General features: G+C 62.6%; 16 protein-coding genes. 12 read left to right on the forward strand and 4 right to left on the reverse strand.

Annotated elements, in window-relative coordinates:
- Nucleotides 1–77 precede the first annotated feature (77 nt).
- On the forward strand, nucleotides 78–974 hold the full coding sequence (locus tag ABTV29_RS12665) for a DMT family transporter (RefSeq protein WP_433770681.1): 897 nt from the start codon (nucleotides 78–80) through the stop codon (nucleotides 972–974).
- Here ABTV29_RS12665 and ABTV29_RS12670 read toward each other — a convergent pair.
- Together ABTV29_RS12670 and ABTV29_RS12675 are read right to left on the reverse strand one after the other, a co-directional pair.
- Nucleotides 971–2,014, reverse strand: a complete 1,044-nt coding sequence (locus ABTV29_RS12670) for an FUSC family protein (RefSeq protein WP_433771856.1) — start codon at nucleotides 2,012–2,014, stop codon at nucleotides 971–973. The two genes, ABTV29_RS12665 and ABTV29_RS12670, sit on opposite strands and share 4 nt — an antisense overlap.
- A gap of 44 nt (nucleotides 2,015–2,058) precedes the next feature.
- Complete coding sequence (locus tag ABTV29_RS12675; RefSeq protein WP_433770682.1) at nucleotides 2,059–3,684, reverse strand: NADP-dependent glyceraldehyde-3-phosphate dehydrogenase; 1,626 nt, start codon at nucleotides 3,682–3,684, stop codon at nucleotides 2,059–2,061.
- 296 nt (nucleotides 3,685–3,980) lie between these two features.
- Between ABTV29_RS12675 and ABTV29_RS12680 the strand changes: the two genes are divergently transcribed.
- The 10 genes from ABTV29_RS12680 to ABTV29_RS12725 all read left to right on the forward strand — a co-directional run bounded on the left by ABTV29_RS12680 (nucleotide 3,981) and on the right by ABTV29_RS12725 (nucleotide 13,469).
- On the forward strand, nucleotides 3,981–4,877 hold the full coding sequence (locus ABTV29_RS12680) for a Dyp-type peroxidase (RefSeq protein WP_433770684.1): 897 nt from the start codon (nucleotides 3,981–3,983) through the stop codon (nucleotides 4,875–4,877).
- The gene (locus tag ABTV29_RS12685) at nucleotides 4,874–5,842 is read left to right on the forward strand and encodes a Gfo/Idh/MocA family protein (protein WP_433770686.1); all 969 of its coding nucleotides are present in this window, start codon (nucleotides 4,874–4,876) and stop codon (nucleotides 5,840–5,842) included. Before ABTV29_RS12680 ends, ABTV29_RS12685 begins: the two co-directional genes overlap by 4 nt.
- 211 nt (nucleotides 5,843–6,053) lie before the next feature.
- Nucleotides 6,054–6,806, forward strand: a complete 753-nt coding sequence (locus tag ABTV29_RS12690; RefSeq protein ID WP_433770688.1) for a GntR family transcriptional regulator — start codon at nucleotides 6,054–6,056, stop codon at nucleotides 6,804–6,806.
- 11 nt (nucleotides 6,807–6,817) lie between these two features.
- A complete protein-coding gene (locus ABTV29_RS12695; protein ID WP_433771858.1) occupies nucleotides 6,818–8,548 on the forward strand; it encodes a fumarate reductase/succinate dehydrogenase flavoprotein subunit in 1,731 nt (576 codons plus the stop codon).
- 25 nt (nucleotides 8,549–8,573) lie between these two features.
- A complete protein-coding gene (locus tag ABTV29_RS12700) occupies nucleotides 8,574–8,819 on the forward strand; it encodes a 4Fe-4S dicluster domain-containing protein (RefSeq protein WP_008060065.1) in 246 nt (81 codons plus the stop codon).
- A gap of 232 nt (nucleotides 8,820–9,051) precedes the next feature.
- Nucleotides 9,052–10,458: an ABC transporter substrate-binding protein gene (locus ABTV29_RS12705; protein ID WP_433770689.1), complete on the forward strand. Its 1,407-nt coding sequence runs from the start codon at nucleotides 9,052–9,054 to the stop codon at nucleotides 10,456–10,458.
- A gap of 149 nt (nucleotides 10,459–10,607) precedes the next feature.
- The gene (locus ABTV29_RS12710; protein WP_433770691.1) at nucleotides 10,608–11,390 is read left to right on the forward strand and encodes an ABC transporter permease; all 783 of its coding nucleotides are present in this window, start codon (nucleotides 10,608–10,610) and stop codon (nucleotides 11,388–11,390) included.
- Complete coding sequence (locus ABTV29_RS12715; protein ID WP_433770693.1) at nucleotides 11,390–12,238, forward strand: ABC transporter ATP-binding protein; 849 nt, start codon at nucleotides 11,390–11,392, stop codon at nucleotides 12,236–12,238. Before ABTV29_RS12710 ends, ABTV29_RS12715 begins: the two co-directional genes overlap by 1 nt.
- Nucleotides 12,235–13,197, forward strand: coding sequence for a HEAT repeat domain-containing protein (locus ABTV29_RS12720; RefSeq protein ID WP_433770695.1), 963 nt, complete (start codon nucleotides 12,235–12,237; stop codon nucleotides 13,195–13,197). Before ABTV29_RS12715 ends, ABTV29_RS12720 begins: the two co-directional genes overlap by 4 nt.
- Nucleotides 13,194–13,469 carry a DUF971 domain-containing protein gene (locus tag ABTV29_RS12725; protein ID WP_433770697.1) on the forward strand — a complete coding sequence of 92 codons (276 nt, stop codon included), beginning with the start codon at nucleotides 13,194–13,196 and terminating at the stop codon, nucleotides 13,467–13,469. The genes ABTV29_RS12720 and ABTV29_RS12725 overlap by 4 nt, the downstream gene beginning before the upstream one ends.
- Before the next feature lie 119 nt (nucleotides 13,470–13,588).
- On the opposite strand, the gene ABTV29_RS12730 is transcribed toward ABTV29_RS12725, so the two are convergent.
- Together ABTV29_RS12730 and ABTV29_RS12735 are read right to left on the reverse strand one after the other, a co-directional pair.
- On the reverse strand, nucleotides 13,589–14,326 hold the full coding sequence (locus tag ABTV29_RS12730; RefSeq protein ID WP_433770699.1) for a TorF family putative porin: 738 nt from the start codon (nucleotides 14,324–14,326) through the stop codon (nucleotides 13,589–13,591).
- A gap of 82 nt (nucleotides 14,327–14,408) precedes the next feature.
- Entirely contained in the window at nucleotides 14,409–16,151 is a 1,743-nt protein-coding gene (locus ABTV29_RS12735; RefSeq protein WP_433770701.1) for an amidohydrolase, read from the reverse strand.
- Between the two features lie 103 nt (nucleotides 16,152–16,254).
- Here ABTV29_RS12735 and ABTV29_RS12740 point away from each other — a divergent pair, with 103 nt between their 5' ends.
- On the forward strand, nucleotides 16,255–17,190 hold the full coding sequence (locus tag ABTV29_RS12740) for a LysR substrate-binding domain-containing protein (protein ID WP_433770704.1): 936 nt from the start codon (nucleotides 16,255–16,257) through the stop codon (nucleotides 17,188–17,190).
- Nucleotides 17,191–17,310: the final 120 nt, after the last annotated feature.

The following is a 17,310-nucleotide window of genomic DNA, read 5'->3' on the forward strand; positions in this document are numbered from 1 at the left end:
AGTTTAGCCTGATTTATGCGCTGGAGAAGCGCCTCTGAGGATTGGCATACTTTGCCCATCAACAGAGGAGTCTGAAGATGGACAAGACAATACGCCGTGGCTCGTTCGAAATGACCGCCGCCATGCTGATCTCCGGCACCATTGGCTGGTTTGTGCTGGTTTCCGGGCAACCGGTTCTGGATGTGGTGTTCTGGCGCTGCCTGTTCGGTGCGGGTGCGTTGTTGCTGATTTGCGCGGCATTCGGCTTTTTGCGCCCGGGCATCCTGACCCGCACCACATTCCTGCTGGCCGTGTTCAGCGGTGTGGCGATTGTCGGAAACTGGGTGCTGTTGTTCGCGTCCTACTCCCGTGCCTCGATTGCCATTGGCACCGCGGTCTACAACGTGCAGCCCTTCATGTTGGTGGGCCTGGCCGCAGTCTTCCTCAATGAAAAAATCACTGTGCAGAAACTGGCGTGGCTGGGCGTTTCGTTCCTCGGCATGCTGGCGATCGTCAGCGCCCATGGCGGGCAGGGCGAGAGTGGCGATCAATATCTGATCGGTATCGTATTGGCACTGGGCGCTGCGTTCCTCTATGCAATTGCCGCGCTGGTCATCAAGCGTCTGACCGGTACCCCGCCGCATCTGATCGCACTGATTCAGGTCAGTACCGGCGTTCTGTTGCTCGCGCCGTTCGCGTACTCCTCCGCGCTGCCACAGGCGCCGAGTGCCTGGGGCAGCCTGGTGACTTTGGGGATCGTGCACACCGGCGTGATGTACGTGCTGTTGTACGGCGCCATCCAGAAGCTACCGACGGCATTGACAGGTGCGCTGTCGTTCATCTACCCGATCGCAGCGATTTTCGTCGACTGGTTTGCCTTCGGCCACCGTCTGGAACCGCTGCAATGGATAGGCGTAGCCGCAATTTTGCTGGCCGCTGCCGGAATGCAGCAGGGTTGGAGCCTGAAATTTCGCAAAGCCGTCACGCACTCCTAAATGCTCCACTGTGACGCAGTTTTGGCCAGGCGCTGGCGCATCTCACCGATGTTGGCCGCTAACTGGTGGAGCAGTAATTGATAGCCGTCAAGATGACTTTTGATCGGTGTGTCCTGGAGGGATTCCGCCAGCGCTGGCACGGGCCGGTCGAGACGCAGGGACTCACCGGTCTTGAGCGCCCGGGCCATGCCAATCAGTTGCACGCGAACCAGCCGATTCTCCGCCTTGAACTCTGATTGCAGTTGAGCCACGGCGCCAGGCTCGGCGACATCCGGGCGAGTGTTGCCGAGGATCTCAAGCGTGCTGACACACATGCGCAGGTGACGCTGGATGGCGTCCAGTTCGGTCATCGAAATCTTCACTTCCTTGGAGACCGACGGCATCAGGGAGCGCAGTTGCACCATCGCCGTGTTCAGGCGACCCATGAGTTGCAGGTGTTCGTCAGCGGTGATGGGCTGGCCGTCGATAATCCGCCCGTAGATCCTTGCGCAGTCACGCAAGGCGTCGGCCAGGTTGTAGCGCCACGAGTAGACGGCATAGAGCGGCAGGGCAAAGGAAAACGCCAGGGCCAGCGCGATGCCGATCAGGATGTCGACCCCGCGCCACAGCCCGTCAGAGATCGGATTGTCGCCATGACCGGCGACGATAAACACGGTGATACCCGCCAGCAGCGCGGTGTATCCACCCTTGCCAATGGCGTGGTACGAAAAAAATCCGCAGACCACGGCCATGATGAAATAGGTCAGCCACGGCAGGCCGAGCCAGGCCTGTTGCACCACCAATCCCAAACCGATAGCCGCCCCGACCAGGGTGCCAATCGCGCGTTCGGCGGCTTTTTTGCCGATGTTGCCGTGGTGCTGCAAACCGCCGATCACCACCAGCATCGTCACCGATGCCCATTCGCCGTGAGGCAGATGAAGGCCGGTGGTCAGCAGGATCGATGCCAACAATCCCAGCGACACGCGGACCGCGTGGATCATCCGCGCATGGCGATAGCGCCGGTACGGGTCCAGAAGCGGACGCAGTAGCCGGCGCAACAGCGGTGGCAATCGATGATCGAGGGATTTGCTCAGATTCGCGCTCCTCAGAAAATGTAGTCAGTGGTCAAAAAGCTCGAGCTGCGGCCGCTGATTATCTCGCTGATCAAGTCCTTGTTGGTCTCTTGGAACTTGGTCGCCACCAGGGTCCGGATCGAAAACACCCGCAGTGCGTCATGTACCGACAAAGTGCCCTCGGCGGAGTTCTTGCGGCCATTGAACGGGTAGGTGTCGGGGCCGCGCTGGCATTGGGCATTGAGGTTGATGCGCCCGACCTGATTGGCGAAGGTGTCCACCAGGCGGCCGACCGCTACCGGATTGGTGCCGAAGATGCTCAGTTGCTGGCCGAAGTCCGACTCCAGGACGTAATCGATCACCGTGTCCAGGTGGCGGTATGGCACGATGGGCACCACCGGGCCGAATTGTTCTTCCTGGTAGATCCGCATCTGCGGCGTCACCGGGTACAGCACCGCAGGGTAGAAGAACGATGCACGGGCCGCGCCACCGTTTGGATTGACCACTTTCGCGCCTTTGCCGACGGCATCGGCGACCAGCGAATGCAGGTAGTCGACCTTGCCCGATTCCGGCAGCGGCGTCAGGGCCACGCCGCTGTCCCAGGGCATGCCGGGCTTGAGCGTGGCGAGTTTGGCGTTGAATTTCTCGATGAAAGCCTCGACCACGGCCTCGTGGACAAAGAGGATTTTCAGCGCGGTGCAACGCTGGCCGTTGAACGACAGGGAACCGGTGAGCGCTTCGCTGACCGCGTTGTCCAGATCCACCTCCGGCAGGACGATGCCGGGATTCTTCGCATCCAGCCCCAGCGCGGCCCGCAGGCGGTGAGGGCGCGGGTGCAGTTTCTTCAGGTCGCTGGCGGCCTTGTTGGTGCCGATGAACGCGAAGATGTCGATCTTGCCGCTGGCCATCAGTGCGCTGACGGTCTCGCGGCCGCTGCCGTAGATCACGTTGATCACCCCGGCCGGGAAGCTGTCGCGGAAGGCCTCCAGCAACGGGCGAATCAACAGCACGCCGAGCTTGGCGGGCTTGAACACCACGGTGTTGCCCATGATCAACGCCGGAATCAGGGTGGTGAAGGTTTCGTTCAGCGGGTAGTTGTAGGGGCCCATGCACAGCGCCACGCCCATCGGCACGCGGCGGATCTGGCCGAGGGTGTCCTGCTCCAGTTCGAAGCGGCTGGAGCGGCGGTCGAGTTCTTTGAGGGCGTTGATGGTGTCGACGATGTAGTCGCAGGTGCGGTCGAACTCTTTTTCCGAATCCTTGAGGTTCTTGCCGATCTCCCACATCAGCAGTTTCACCACCGCCTCGCGCTGTTCGCGCATGTGCTTGAGGAAGGTTTCGACATGCTGGATGCGCTCGGCCACGCGTAAGGTCGGCCACAGACCCTGGCCGCGATCATAGGCGCGCACGGCCGCGTCGAGCGCGGTGAGGGCGGTTTCGGCGTCCAGCAGCGGCGTGCTGCCGAGGATGACTTGCTCGTCACCGGCAGCACTGCTCAGGTACACCGGGCTGCGGACGGTGGCGAGGGCGCCGGGCCAGGTTTTCAACTCGCCGTCGACCAGGTATTCGCGCTGCTCGACCTGGCCGTCGAAGCGGTATTTTTCCGGGATGCTGCCGGCCTCGGGAAACAGGTTGCCAAGGAAGTCTGCTGTGCTCATGTCGCTACCCCGTATGAAATGTCACCCGCGAACCATGCCACCCCCAGCACCCTGTAGGAGCGACCCTGCTCGCGATGGTCGTGAACGATGACGCGGGCTATCAGGCACCCCGCGGCGCTTGAACGTTTTTCGCGAGCATGCTCGCTCCTTCAGTAGGATTTGCGGCGCTAACAGGCAGAGTAGAGGGGTTGAGGGTCTGGATATTGTGTCTCAAGCGTAGACCGCAATCTTTGACCTCGCCGCACACAAGCGTCGATGCCGGAGTTAAACTTCGCGCTCTTTCTGAAGGAGTTCACATGAGTCACTACCAGCCGGGCATTCTCGCCACCCCAGTTCCGCCTCAAGCCCGTCATATGTTCTTCGCCCTCGAATCCGTTGCCGAACTGCCGGCCACGCTCGACAGACTGACGCAGCTGGTGGACGGCACGTCGGCGGTGGCGGGTTTCGGTGAATCGCTGGTCAAGGCCCTGGGTGGCAATATCGAAGGACTGCGCACCTTCCCGGCGCTGACCGGCGTGGGCGTGAACAACCCCTCGACGCAACAGGCGCTGTGGTGCTGGTTGCACGGTACCGACCGTGGCGAGTTGCTCAATCGCAGCAACGCTTTTGCCGCCGCGCTGGCCCCGGCTTTTCGCCTGGTGCAAGTGACCGAAGGCTTCCGCCATCGCGACGGCCATGACCTGACCGGCTACGAAGACGGCACCGAGAACCCTCGCGATGAAGCCGCTGCCGCTGCGGCGCTGGTGGCCGAGGGCGGCGAAGGCAGGGTCGGCGGCAGCTTCGCCGCGATCCAGCAGTGGCAGCATGACCTCAAGCGCTTCCACGCCATGGCGTCCCACGAAACCGACGACATCATGGGCCGTCGCCTGAGCGACAACGAAGAACTCGATGACGCGCCGATCTCCGCTCACGTCAAGCGCACCGCCCAGGAAAGTTTCGCGCCTGAAGCCTTTATCGTCCGTCGTTCGATGCCGTGGATCGAAGACGACCGCGCCGGCCTGATGTTCCTCGCTTTCGGTTTCTCCCTCGATGCCTTCGAAGTCCAACTGCGGCGCATGAGCGGCCTGGAAGACGGCGTCACCGATGGCCTGTACCGCATCAGCCGGCCGATCACCGGCGGCTACTACTGGTGCCCGCCGCTGAAAGACGGCCGCCTGGACCTGCGCGCCCTGAGCATCGGGACCGCTGCATGAATGCAGTGCGCTGGGGGATGATCGGTTGCGGCAGCGTCGCCGAGCGCAAGAGCGGGCCGGCCTTCTACAAGGCGCCCGGCTCGGCGCTGGTGGCGGTGATGGGGCGGCGACCGGAGGCAGTCAGCGATTACGCCGCGCGTCACGGTATCGCCCGGATTTACACCGACGTCGATGGGTTGATCAATGATCCCGAAGTCGACGCGGTGTACATCGCCACTCCTCCAGACAGCCATCACGCGTACGCCCTGAAGGTGGCCGCCGCGGGCAAGCATTGCTGCGTGGAAAAACCCATGTCGCTGAATGCCGGGCAAAGCCGTGAGATGCACAAGGCCTTTGCCGATGCCGGGCTGCATCTGTTCGTTTCCTACTACCGACGTTCGTTGCCGCGCTTCCAGCAAGTGCGGCAGTGGCTGGCCGAAGGCCGGATCGGCGAGGTCCGGCACCTGAGCTGGACACTCACCAAGGCCCCGTCGCCGGGGGACCTCGACGGTAGCGACAACTGGCGAACCGACCCGGCGATTGCCGGGGGCGGCTACTTTGCGGACCTGGCCAGCCATGGCTTCGACCTGTTCCAGTACCTGCTGGGCGATATCGTCGAAGTCGCCGGGTTTACCGCGCGACAGGCCGGCCTGTACACCGCCGAAGATGCCGTCAGCGCCAGTTGGCGATTTGCTGGCGGGGCGCTGGGCATGGGCTGCTGGAACTTCGTCTCCGACCGCCGCGAAGATCGGGTAGAGGTGATTGGCAGCAAGGGGCGGATCAGCTTTTCGGTGTTCGACGAGCATCCGGTCGAGCTGCATGCAGATGAACACCAAAGCCTGACCATCGCCCATCATGAGCACATCCAGTGGCATCACGTATTGGGTATGAACGCGCATATTCGTGGTGAGGCGCGGCATCCGGCGGTGGCCGAAGAGGCGCTGAAGACTGATTGGGTGATGGACCAAATCCTCAAACGACACTGAACCTGTAGGAGCGAGCCTGCTCGCGATGGCGGCCTGACAGCTGACAGCTGACAGCTGACATTGATGTTGGATGTGCCGGCCTCATCGCGAGCAGGCTCGCTCCTACAGGGAACAGCACCACGCATCTAACCTTATTCTCAAACAGTATTTCTCAAGCCCATCCTTAGAACTCTAAGATCACGTCATAACTCGTTATAACAAGTGATCTCAGATGACCGATAACGTTCTCTCCCTCAGTAGCGTTCCGCTGCACACCCAGCTTCGCGACGTACTGCGCGCCCGCATCCTCGATGGTGAATACCCGCAAGACAGCCAGATGCCCTCCGAAAGCGAGCTTGGCACGCTGTTCAAGGTCAGTCGCATCACGGTGCGCCAGGCCCTGGGCGATCTGCAAAAGGAAGGGCTGATCTTCAAGATCCACGGCAAGGGCACCTTTGTCGCCAAGCCAAAGACCTTCCAGAACGTCAGCACCCTGCAAGGCCTGGCCGAGTCTATGACCGGTCGCGGCTACGAGGTGATTAACCGCCTGCGCAGTTTCAAGTTCATCGCCGCCGACAAGCTCGTCGCCGAGCGTTTGCAGGTGGCTGAAGGGGAAACCGTGGCGCAGATCAAACGGGTGCGCCTGATCAATCGCCAGCCGATCTCGCTGGAAATCACCTACCTGCCCAAGGCCGTTGGCGAGCGCCTGGAGAAGGCTGACCTGGTCACCCGCGACATTTTCCTGATCCTGGAAAACGACTGCGGCCTCGCGCTCGGGCACGCCGACCTGGCCATCGATGCGGTGCTGGCCGACAGCGACCTGACCCAGGCGCTGAATGTCGAGCCCGGCTCGCCGATCATGCGCATCGAGCGTCTGACCCACGACGCCGCTGGCCAGCCGCTGGACTTCGAACACCTCTACTACCGTGGCGATGCGTTCCAGTACCGCCTGCGGATCGACCGGCAAAAAGGGGATCAGGCATGACCCATAGCGCTATGAGCAGAAGCACCATCGAACAGGAATACGACATCGTCGTCATCGGCGGCGGCACCGCCGGACCCATGGCAGCGATCAAGGCCAAGGAACGCAACCGCGATCTGCGGGTGTTGTTGATCGACAAAGCCAACGTCAAGCGCAGCGGCGCGATCAGCATGGGCATGGACGGCCTGAACAACGCGATCATTCCGGGGCATTCCACGCCCGAGCAGTACACCAAGGAAATCACCATCGCCAACGACGGCATCGTCAATCAGGCCGCGGTGTACGCCTACGCCACCCACAGCTTCGAGACTATCGAGCAACTGGACCGCTGGGGGGTGAAGTTCGAGAAGGATGAAACCGGCGACTACGCGGTGAAAAAGGTCCACCACATGGGCGCCTATGTGCTGCCGATGCCCGAAGGCCACGACATCAAGAAGGTCCTGTACCGCCAACTGAAGCGGGCGCGAGTGAGCATCACCAATCGCCTGGTCTGCACTCGTTTGCTCAAGGACGAGGAGGGCGCGGTCAACGGCGTGATGGGCTTCGATTGCCGCACCGCCGATTTCCATGTGATCAAGGCCAAGGCGGTGATCCTCGCCTGCGGTGCTGCCGGGCGTCTGGGCCTGCCGTCCTCGGGTTACCTGATGGGCACCTACGAAAACCCGACCAACGCCGGCGACGGTTATGCCATGGCCTATCACGCAGGCGCCGAACTGGCGAACCTGGAGTGCTTCCAGATCAACCCGCTGATCAAGGACTACAACGGCCCGGCCTGCGCCTACGTCACCGGTCCCCTGGGCGGCTACACCGCCAACAACAAGGGTGAGCGCTTCATCGAGTGCGACTACTGGAGCGGCCAGATGATGTGGGAGTTCCACCAGGAACTGGAAAGTGGCAACGGCCCGGTGTTCCTCAAGCTCGATCACCTGGCCGAGGAAACCATCCAGAACATCGAGGAGATCCTGCACAGCAACGAACGCCCGAGTCGTGGCCAGTTCCACGCCAATCGCGGCACCGACTACCGCACGCAGATGGTCGAGATGCACATCTCCGAAATCGGTTTTTGCAGCGGGCATTCGGCGTCCGGGGTGTGGGTCAACGAGAAGGCCGAGACGTCGGTCAAGGGGTTGTACTCGGCTGGCGACATGGCTGCCGTGCCGCATAACTACATGCTCGGCGCGTTCACCTACGGCTGGTTTGCGGGCACCAACGCGGCGGACTTTGTCGCCGACCGCGAGTTTTCCAAGCTGGATGCCGAGCAGATCGAAATCGAAAAACAACGGGTCTACGCACCGCTGGATCGTGAGCACGGCCTGCCGCCGGCCCAGGTCGAGTACAAGCTGCGGCGTTTTGTGAACGACTACCTGCAACCGCCGAAAGTGACCAAGAAGATGCAGATCGGCCTGCAACGCTTCAGCGACATCCAGCGCGACCTCGATCAGATCAAGGCGCACAACGCCCACGAACTGATGCGTGCCATGGAAGTGAGCATGATCCGCGACTGCGCGGAAATGGCCGCCCGCGCCTCGTTGTTCCGCGCGGAAAGCCGTTGGGGGCTGTACCACTATCGCGTCGATCACCCGCAGCGCAACGACAGCGACTGGTTCTGCCATTGCCACCTGAAGAAGGACGAAAACGGTGCGATGACCAGCTTCAAGAAAGCCGTCGAGCCTTACATCATCCCGCTGGATGCCGAAGAAATGCAGGCCTACGACCGGCTGCGTGTCGGCGCCTTTGCGGCCTGAGCCTTACCCACGGAGAGACCGCGAAATGGCCTATCAACCCCAGGAAATCTTTTTCCGCTCCAACGCGCCGGTCACGGTCGACGAGGACCTTTGCATTGCCCACAAAGGCTGCACCGTGTGCGTCGACGTCTGCCCGATGGACCTGCTGGCGATCAACCCGGCCACACAAAAGGCCTACATGGCGTTTGATGAATGCTGGTACTGCATGCCCTGTGAAAAGGACTGCCCGACGGGGGCGGTGAAAGTCGACATCCCGTACCTGCTGCGCTGAAACGCGATCTCTGTAGGAGTGAGCCTGCTCGCGATTGCAGTGGGTCAGGCAATGAGATGTTGGATGTGCCATCGCCATCGCGAGCAGGCTCACTCCTACATTGCTTTTGTGACAGACCCAAAAAGCCATCCGGCCACCCCCGGACGCACGCTTCAAAACACCCCTCGTTTCCCACCACGCCCTGATCGTGGCGGAGACGAACATCCTATAAACGATTCGAGGGGAAACACCCATGTTCTTGCGTACAGCTGTCGCCGGTCTGGTACTGGCCTCATTCACCCTGTCGGCCTCGGCCGAAACCATCCGCATCGCCATCGGCACCCAGGACACCACCATCAACTGCGCCGCCGGCGGACTGTTGATCCGCGAGCTGGGCCTGCTGGACAAATACCTGCCCCACGACGGCCAGTACAAGGACGCCAAGTACGAGGTGGAGTGGAAGAACTTCACCAGCGGCGCGCCGCTGACCAACGAGATGGTCGCCGGCAAGCTCGACTTCGGCGCCATGGCCGACTTCCCCGGCTCGTTCAACGGCGTGGCGTTCGAAGCTTCGGGCAAGCACAGCCTGTTCATCAGCGTGTTGTCGGGCAGCACCAAGGGCAGCGGCAACGGCATCGTGGTGCCGAGCGCCTCGGGCGTGCAGTCGCTGGCGGAGTTGAAGGGCAAGACCATCTCCGTACCATTCGCGTCCACCGCCCATGGCATGTTGCTGCGGGCCGTGGCGGCCCAGGGTTGGGATCCGCAGAAGGACGTGAACATCATCGCCCAGCCGCCGGAAGTCGCCGGGTCGGCGCTGCAGGCCGGCAAGATCGACGCCCACGCCGACTTCGTGCCGTTCGCCGAGCTGTTCCCGAGCCGCGGTTTCGCCCGCAAGATCTACGACGGCTCCCAGGCCGGGGCACCGACCTTCCACGGGGCGCTGGTGGACCAGAGCTACGCGAAGAAATACCCGGAAATCGTCGTCGCCTACCTGCGCGCCAGCATCGAAGCCAACCAGTTGCTCGCCGCCGAGCCTGAGAAGTACAGCGAGCTGATCGCCAAGGTCACCGGGGTCGATGCCGAGGTCAACTACCTGTTCCACGGCCCGCTGGGCGTGCAGACCCGCGACCTGAGCTGGAAACCGGAATACCGCCAGGCCGTCGGCACCGCCATCGACACCCTGAAGTTGCTGAAGAAAGCCGATCGCGGTCTCGACCTGAACACCTTCATCGACGACCAGTACATCCGCGCCGCCTTCAAGGCCTCGAACCTGGACTACACGGCGCAGTTGGCCAACTACGCGCAAACCCCGCTGAAGGCGGTGGATGCCTCGACGGGCAAGGCCATCACCGACTTCAGCCACGTGGCGGAAATCTGGGTGCGCGGCGAGCCGAAGGTCCGTCAATACGCTTCGGCGGAAGCGGCATTCACGGCATTGGCCAGCCTCAAGCAGGAAGGCAAGAACATCCGTGCGGTGTATGCCCAGGCGAGCGACAGCGGGATCAAGTTGCTTGCCGATCAGGCGTGGTTTGCCAGTGATGCGAAAGGCCGGCTCAGCGCGTTCCTGCTCAAAGGCCAGGCCCAGCAGTTCGCCACGGCCCAGGGCGGCAAGGTGTTCGACTTTACCGATGCCACCACGCAGGCGGTGGCGGTTCGCTAACCCGCACAACACCACGGCCCACCCTGTAGGAGCGAGCATGCTCGCGAAGAACCTGAGGGCGACTCGGGGCATCAGGTAGCCAGCGTTATCGTTGACGACCATCGCGAACATGCTCGCTCCTACAGGGATTGCGGTTGAGAGGAAGAATTGTGTATCGATCATTTAATCGCTGGCTCCCCCGAGCCACTTCACTGCTGCTCTGCCTGCTGTTCTGGCAACTCGCCGCCAGCCAGCACTGGAACCTGGGCCTGGTGACCTTCGCCAACGTGCCAACCCCACTGGCCGTCATCGAAGCGGCGCTGGGCCTGGGGGATTCCGGCAAGCTTGTCCAGCACCTCGGCAGCAGCCTCGGCCGTGTCTTCGCCGGTTACTTCGCGGCACTGGTCATCGGTATCGCATTGGGGCTGGCCATCGGTCGCTCGAAATGGGCCGAAGACCTGTTGCTGCCACCTCTGGAAGTGCTGCGTCCGATTCCGGCCGTGGCGTGGATTCCGCTGGCGATCCTGATGTTTCCCTCCTCGGAATTGTCGATGGTGTTCATCACCTTCACCGGCGCCTTGTTTCCGATCCTGCTCAATACCGTGCACGGCGTCGAAGGTGTCGATCCACGGCTGATCGCCTCGGCGAAAAGCCTTGGGGCAGGGCGCCGGGCGATGTTGCTGGAAGTGATTCTGCCCGGTGCCGCGCCGAGCATCATCACCGGCCTGGCCATCGGTATGGGCACCTCCTGGTTCTGCCTGGTCACGGCGGAAATGATCTCCGGCCAGTTCGGCATCGGCTACTACACCTGGGAGTCCTACACCATCCAGAACTATCCCGACATCGTGGTCGGCATGCTGCTGATCGGCGTTCTGGGGATGGGCAGCAGCCTGCTGATCAAACGCCTGGGCGGGCTATTCACGCCCTGGCACCGACCGCGAGGAAAAGCCTGATGAGCGTATTTCAACAGCCTGAAGGGCGTATCGATATTCGCGACTTGTCGATTAGCCTGGGCGAGGGCAGCGCAGCGTTCGAAGCCGTGCAGGGCCTCGATTGCCAGATCGAACCGGGCCAGTTCGTGTGCATTCTCGGGCCGTCCGGATGCGGAAAATCCACCTTGCTCGGCGCGCTGGCCGGCCACCTGCAACCGCGCACCGGCAGCCTCAAGGTCGATGGCGCAGCGGTCGCAGGGCCGTCACCGCAACGGGGCATGGTGTTCCAGCAACACACGCTGTTTCCCTGGCGTACGGTGCGCGACAACGTCGCCTTCGGCCTGAAAATGCGCGGCATCGGCAAGGCCGAGCGGCATCGGGCCGCCGATGAAATCCTCGCCTTGGTCGGTCTTGCGGGCTTTGCCGATCGCTGGCCGAATCAACTGTCCGGCGGCATGCAGCAGCGGGTGGAAATCGCCCGGGTGCTGGTCAATCGACCGCGTCTGTTGCTGATGGACGAGCCGTTCGGCGCCCTCGATGCCTTGACCCGCCTGAACATGCAGGAACTGCTGCTCGACATCTGGACGCGGATTCGCACCACTGTGGTGTTCGTCACCCATGACATCGACGAAGCCTTGTTCCTCGCCGATCGCCTGCTGGTCATGAGCCCGCGCCCCGGGCGGATCATCGAAGACTTGCGCCTGGATTTCCCCCGGCCCCGCACCACCGAACTGGTGACGAGCCACGAATTTTCCCGCTTGAAGCGTCACTGCCTCGAGTTACTGCGTCACGAAGACGGTCGGCAGCTGCCACGCCTGAACCCTCTCGGACTTCCCACAGAAAACCAACTGCCGCGATTTGCCCTATGACCTCACTATTCGATGTAACCGATAACGACGACATTCTCGCCCTGCAACCGCGCCTGACCGATGACGATGCCGGGGTGCGCCGCATTGCCCTGATCGAACTGGCCGACCTGGAAGAGCCCGACGGCCTGCTGTGGCTGGTCAATCGACTGGCCGAAGACCCCAGTGAAGACGTCCGCGCGGAAGCGGCGCGGTTGCTGGAAGCCTGGGAAGACACGCCGGTGGTCAAGGCGTTGTGCCAGGCCCTGACTGATCCTGAAGAAACGGTGCGGGCCGCCGCTGCGCAAAGTCTCAGCCTGCTCAAGAGTGCAGCGGCGGGGAGGGTGATTTTGCCGTGGACCGGGCATGCCGATACCGGTGTGCGCATCGCCGCGTTCCGGGCCTTGCGCGAGCTGCGTTTTGCCGAGGCGGCGCCGGCGGCTTTGCAGGCATTGGGCGACAAGGATGCCAGCGTGCGGCGGGAAGCGGTCGGGGTGCTGGGCTGGCTCAAGCAACTCGATGCCTTGCCGGCCCTGGCCCGGTTGGCCAGCGCTGACCCGGACACCGAGGTCCGCCGCGCCGCTACCGGTGCCCTGGGTCTTGCCTCTGATGCCCAGGTGCTGCCGGCGTTGCGCCAGGCCTTGCAGGACCAGGCCTGGCAAGTGCGCGAGGAAGCCGCCACGACCCTGGGCAAGGTCGGCCACGCCGACGCCGGCCCTGCCTTGATCGACGCCCTGGGCGACGACTACTGGCAAGTGCGCCTGCGCGCCACCCGTAGCCTGGGTCGCCTGCGCTTCACGCCAGCCCTCGACCCGCTGATCGAAACCCTCGGCCACCGCATCAGCAACCTGCGCAAGGAAGCCGCGCTGGCCCTGGGCGAATTGAACGACAAGGGCGCCATCGCACCGTTGCTGGCTGCGCAGGACGACGGCGACCCGGAGGTGCGCAAGGCCGTGCGCATTGCCTTGAGCCAACTGCAATGAACCCGCTGGCGGTGGGCAATTCGCGCAGCCAGCAGCAACTGCGCCTGCAATGGCCGGATGGCCGCGAGCAGGTGCTGGGGCATGCCGAGTTGCGGCGGCAGTGCCCGTGTTCGCAGTGCCGGGCGTTTCGGCTGCGGGGGATGACGCCGTTGGTGGATGAGCGGGTTTGCGTGATCGAATTGAACGCCCAGGGCTATGGCGTGCAACTGGTGTTCAGTGACGGGCATGAGCGAGGGATCTACCCGTGGGCTTACCTCTCTGGCCTGACCTGATCCCTTGTAGGAGCGAGCATGCTCGCGATGGACGACAACGATAACGCGTGCTGCCTGAATGAACGCGTCTGCTGGACATCCATCGCGAGCATGCTCGCTCCTACAGGGGATTCGGGGTGTCAGAAGGATTTGCTGACACTGGCCACCACGGTGGCGCTGCACACATCATCAAACCCCCAGTTGCTGGCGCACTGGCTCTGCGACAGATCGGTGTCGATGTAGCTCAACCCCAGCATCACGCCGGCCAGTTCGTGGGTCAGCTTGACCTCCCATTCGCGGTACGAATCCTCGGCCTGGCCCGAACTCGAATACAGGTGCGGGTCCTTGAAGTCCATGTCGCCGTAGCGCAGTTTCAGGCCGACGCCATAGGGCAGTTCCGTCTCGTAACCGACGTAGCTGTAGAGGGAATTCTGTTTGCTGTCGATGCCCGGTGCATCGTCGGAGTAATAGGCCCCGAGCTTGACCCCATAGACGCTGAGAATGCCGTAGACCTCGCTCTGGTTGAACTGACTCTCTTTCGGGTAGGCGTATCTGAGGTAGCCGACATCCAGGCTGACCTCCTCTGTGGCCTGCCACAGCCAACCGGCGTAGTAATCGATTTCCTGACGGGTTTTCAAGCCACCGCCGAAGTCGACGTTGGAACTCCACGCGCCCAGGTACAGGCCGCTGCTGTGGGCCAGGGTTGCGCCGGCCTGCACGGCCGGATCGTTCTGGGTCTGCGAGATGCCGCGGGTGCGGTAGTCGCTGGCCAGGGTCACGTCCAGCAGCAGGGCGAAATCATCGTTCAAGGGCACGGCCTGGCTGCTCAAGGGCAGCAGGCTCAAGGAACCGAGGGCGAGCAGGGTCAAGGCTTTCATGTGAAGTCCCGTTATTGTGATTGTTTTGGGGCGCGAGGAAACCTGTGGGAGCTGGCTGGCTCCCACAGGGAAAACAGTGCGGCTAGAGGGTGGGTGCGTAGACTTCGCGACCGGCGAACCAGGTTTGCAGCACTTGGGTGTCGTGCAGGGCTTTGTCGTCGACGCTGAACACATCCCGATCGAGCACGATGAAATCCGCTTGCTTGCCGGCGCTCAACGAGCCGATCTGCTTGTCCAGGCCGATGGTCCGGGCCGCATTGAGGGTATAGGCGTAGAACATGGTTTCGCGGTCCAGGCGTTCATCGGCGTTGAGCACCCCCAGCGGGCCCTGGCGGGTGATGGCCTGGGCCATGGCGTTCCACGGGTTGGGCGAAGACACCGGCCAATCGCTGGCCCCGGCGATGGTCGCGCCCTGTTTGAGCAGCGAATGCGCCGGGTACTGGTAACGAAACGCCAGGGCGCTCACGTAGGGCTTGATCATGTCCGTGGTGTAGTCGTCGGCGCTGGCCCAGAGCAGTTGCATCGAGGCGATGACATCGAGCGGCTTGAAGCGGGCGAACTCCTTCGGGTTGACCATTTGCAGGTGAGTGATGGAGTGGGTCACGCCGCTCTGGCGATCCTTGCGTGCCCGTTCGATACCGTTCAGGGATTCGCGCACCGCCCGGTCACCGATGGCATGGATGTGCACCAGCCAGCCCCGCTGATCGATGGCGCTGACCAACTCACCGAAATGCTTGGGATCGATCAGCAGTTCGCCCTGTTTGTGCGAGTTGCTGTAAGGGTCGATCATCGCAGCGCTCTGCGCCGGGTATTCGATCACCCCGTCAGCGAAGATCTTCACCCCCGGCAGGGTCAGGTTGGGGACGTCCTGGAACTGCTGTCGGACTTTGTCGAGGGTATCGAGATCGGCCGGCACGCTTTTCGGATTGGCCACCAGCAGCGCGGCGACGTGGGCGCTCATGCCGCCGCTTTGCGACAGGGCCTTGTACGCCGGCAGCACGCCGACGGTTTTTTCCGTGGGCTTGAGGGCGAACACCGGCTCGCCGGGGGCCGCGTTGGCGGCGGGGTCCATCCACGCCGTGATGCCCAGGCTGTTGTTGTAACGAACCGCGGTTTGCGCGGCCTTGAGCATATCGGCGGCACTTGGCACCGGCATTTTCGAGGCGACCCGATCCCAACCGGCGTCCACCAGGAACCCGTTGGGGCTGCCATCGGCACGCTTGCCAATGGTGTCTTTCTCGGCGTCGGGCAGACGGCCGAGCAGTGCAGCATCGACACCGGCGCGCTTGAGCATGACGTCGTTGGCCCAGGCCGTGTGGTGGTCGCTGCCGGTAAAGACCACGGGCACGCTGGCCCACTCGCCGTTGTTGAATTTCTTGCCCAATGCCTCGGCCTGCGCCCAGTAGGCCGAGCTCATGCCGGCCACACTCAGCACATCGCCGTGTCGGGCCTTGCCATCGTCACGCCAGGCACGCAGGCGTTTTTCCAGTTCGTCGAGATCGACCACCTGGTCTTCCATGTTGGCTGAGACCATTTCCAGGCCACCGAAAATGGCGTGGGAGTGGCTGTCGATCAGGCCGGGCATGAGCGTCTTGCCGCCCAGGTCGATGACGCGGGTGTCCGCCTCGATCAAGGCCTTGATCTGCGCATCGCTACCGACTTGCAACACTTTGCCGTCCTTGACCGCCAATGCCTGGACCTTGGGCTGAGTACGGTCGGCGGTGAAAATCTTGCCGTTGAACAACACCAGGTCCGTGGCCGCCATGGCTTCCAATGAGGCAAAACTCACGGCGACCATCAATAGATTCGGGATGAATCTTTTCATTGAATGTTTCCTTGTTATTGCGTCTGATGGCCAGAGTAGTGGCTTGTCGCGACCCGCAGAACGCCTCGCTCGCGAAAAACGTTTTTGCCTGAATGGAAAAAATATGGACAAGTTGGGTGCACTGAAAATGTTCGTGGTCACGGCGCAGTTGGGCAGCTTCAGTCGCGCCGCCGAGCAATTGGGCAAGACCCCGTCGGCCCTGACCAAAGCGGTCAATCACCTGGAGGCAGAGCTTGGCGCGCGCCTGTTCGAGCGCAGCACCCGGCGGATTTTGCTGACGGAATCAGGAAGGCTCTATCTGGAAACCGCACGTCAGGTGTTGCAGCGGCTGGACGAGGCCGGCGAGGAAATCGAGCAATTGCAGCACGGCCTGCGCGGCGACCTGAAAATCACCGCGCCGCTGGCCTACGGGCAGGCTTTTCTCGATCAGGTGTGTGGCGGTTTTCTTGAGCAGTTCCCGCAGATCAACCTGCAAGTGGACCTGTGCGACGACTTCGTCAATCTGCTGGAAAGCGGCTACGACCTAGCCTTGCGTGAAGGCCATGACGATCTGCCGGGGCTGATCGCCCGTGTGGTCGGCAGCAATCGCCTGGCGCTGTGCGCAAGCCCTGGGTATCTGGCGCGCAAGGGGCTGCCGGTCACCCCACAGACCCTCGTCGAGCACGAATGGTTGCTGTATCGCCATCCGTTGCTCAGCCGTGAATTCTGGTGGGCCGAGCGCGAGGGTGAGCGCTTGAGCCTGCCGCAACCCCGGTCGCCACGCTTGCGCAGCGACAATTACGATCTGTTGCTGGCCAACGCCCTGGCCGGGCGCGGGCTGCTGCACACACCCTTGTGGAGTGCCGCGCCTTATCTGGCCGACGGACGACTGGTACGGGTGATGGCCGACTACGACATCGACCCGGACACCTTCGGCCCGCACATTCTGGCGGTGTACCCCAGCCATCGGCGGGCCACGGCGAAGGTGTTGGCGTTTATCGATTACATCGCAGGGTTCCTGGCTTCACGCGGATTAATTGATGATCGCTTATCCCTGTAGGAGCGAGCCTGCTCGCGATGGACGTCAACGATAACGCGGGCTGCCTGAAAAACGCGTCGTCTGGTAGCCCATCGCGAGCAGGCTCGCTCCTACAGGTCGTCCACAAGTTCTTGTAAGAAA

The sequence above is a fragment of the Pseudomonas putida genome (assembly GCF_050989985.1).
In the GTDB taxonomy this organism is placed as follows: Bacteria; Pseudomonadota; Gammaproteobacteria; order Pseudomonadales; family Pseudomonadaceae; genus Aquipseudomonas; species Aquipseudomonas putida_AI.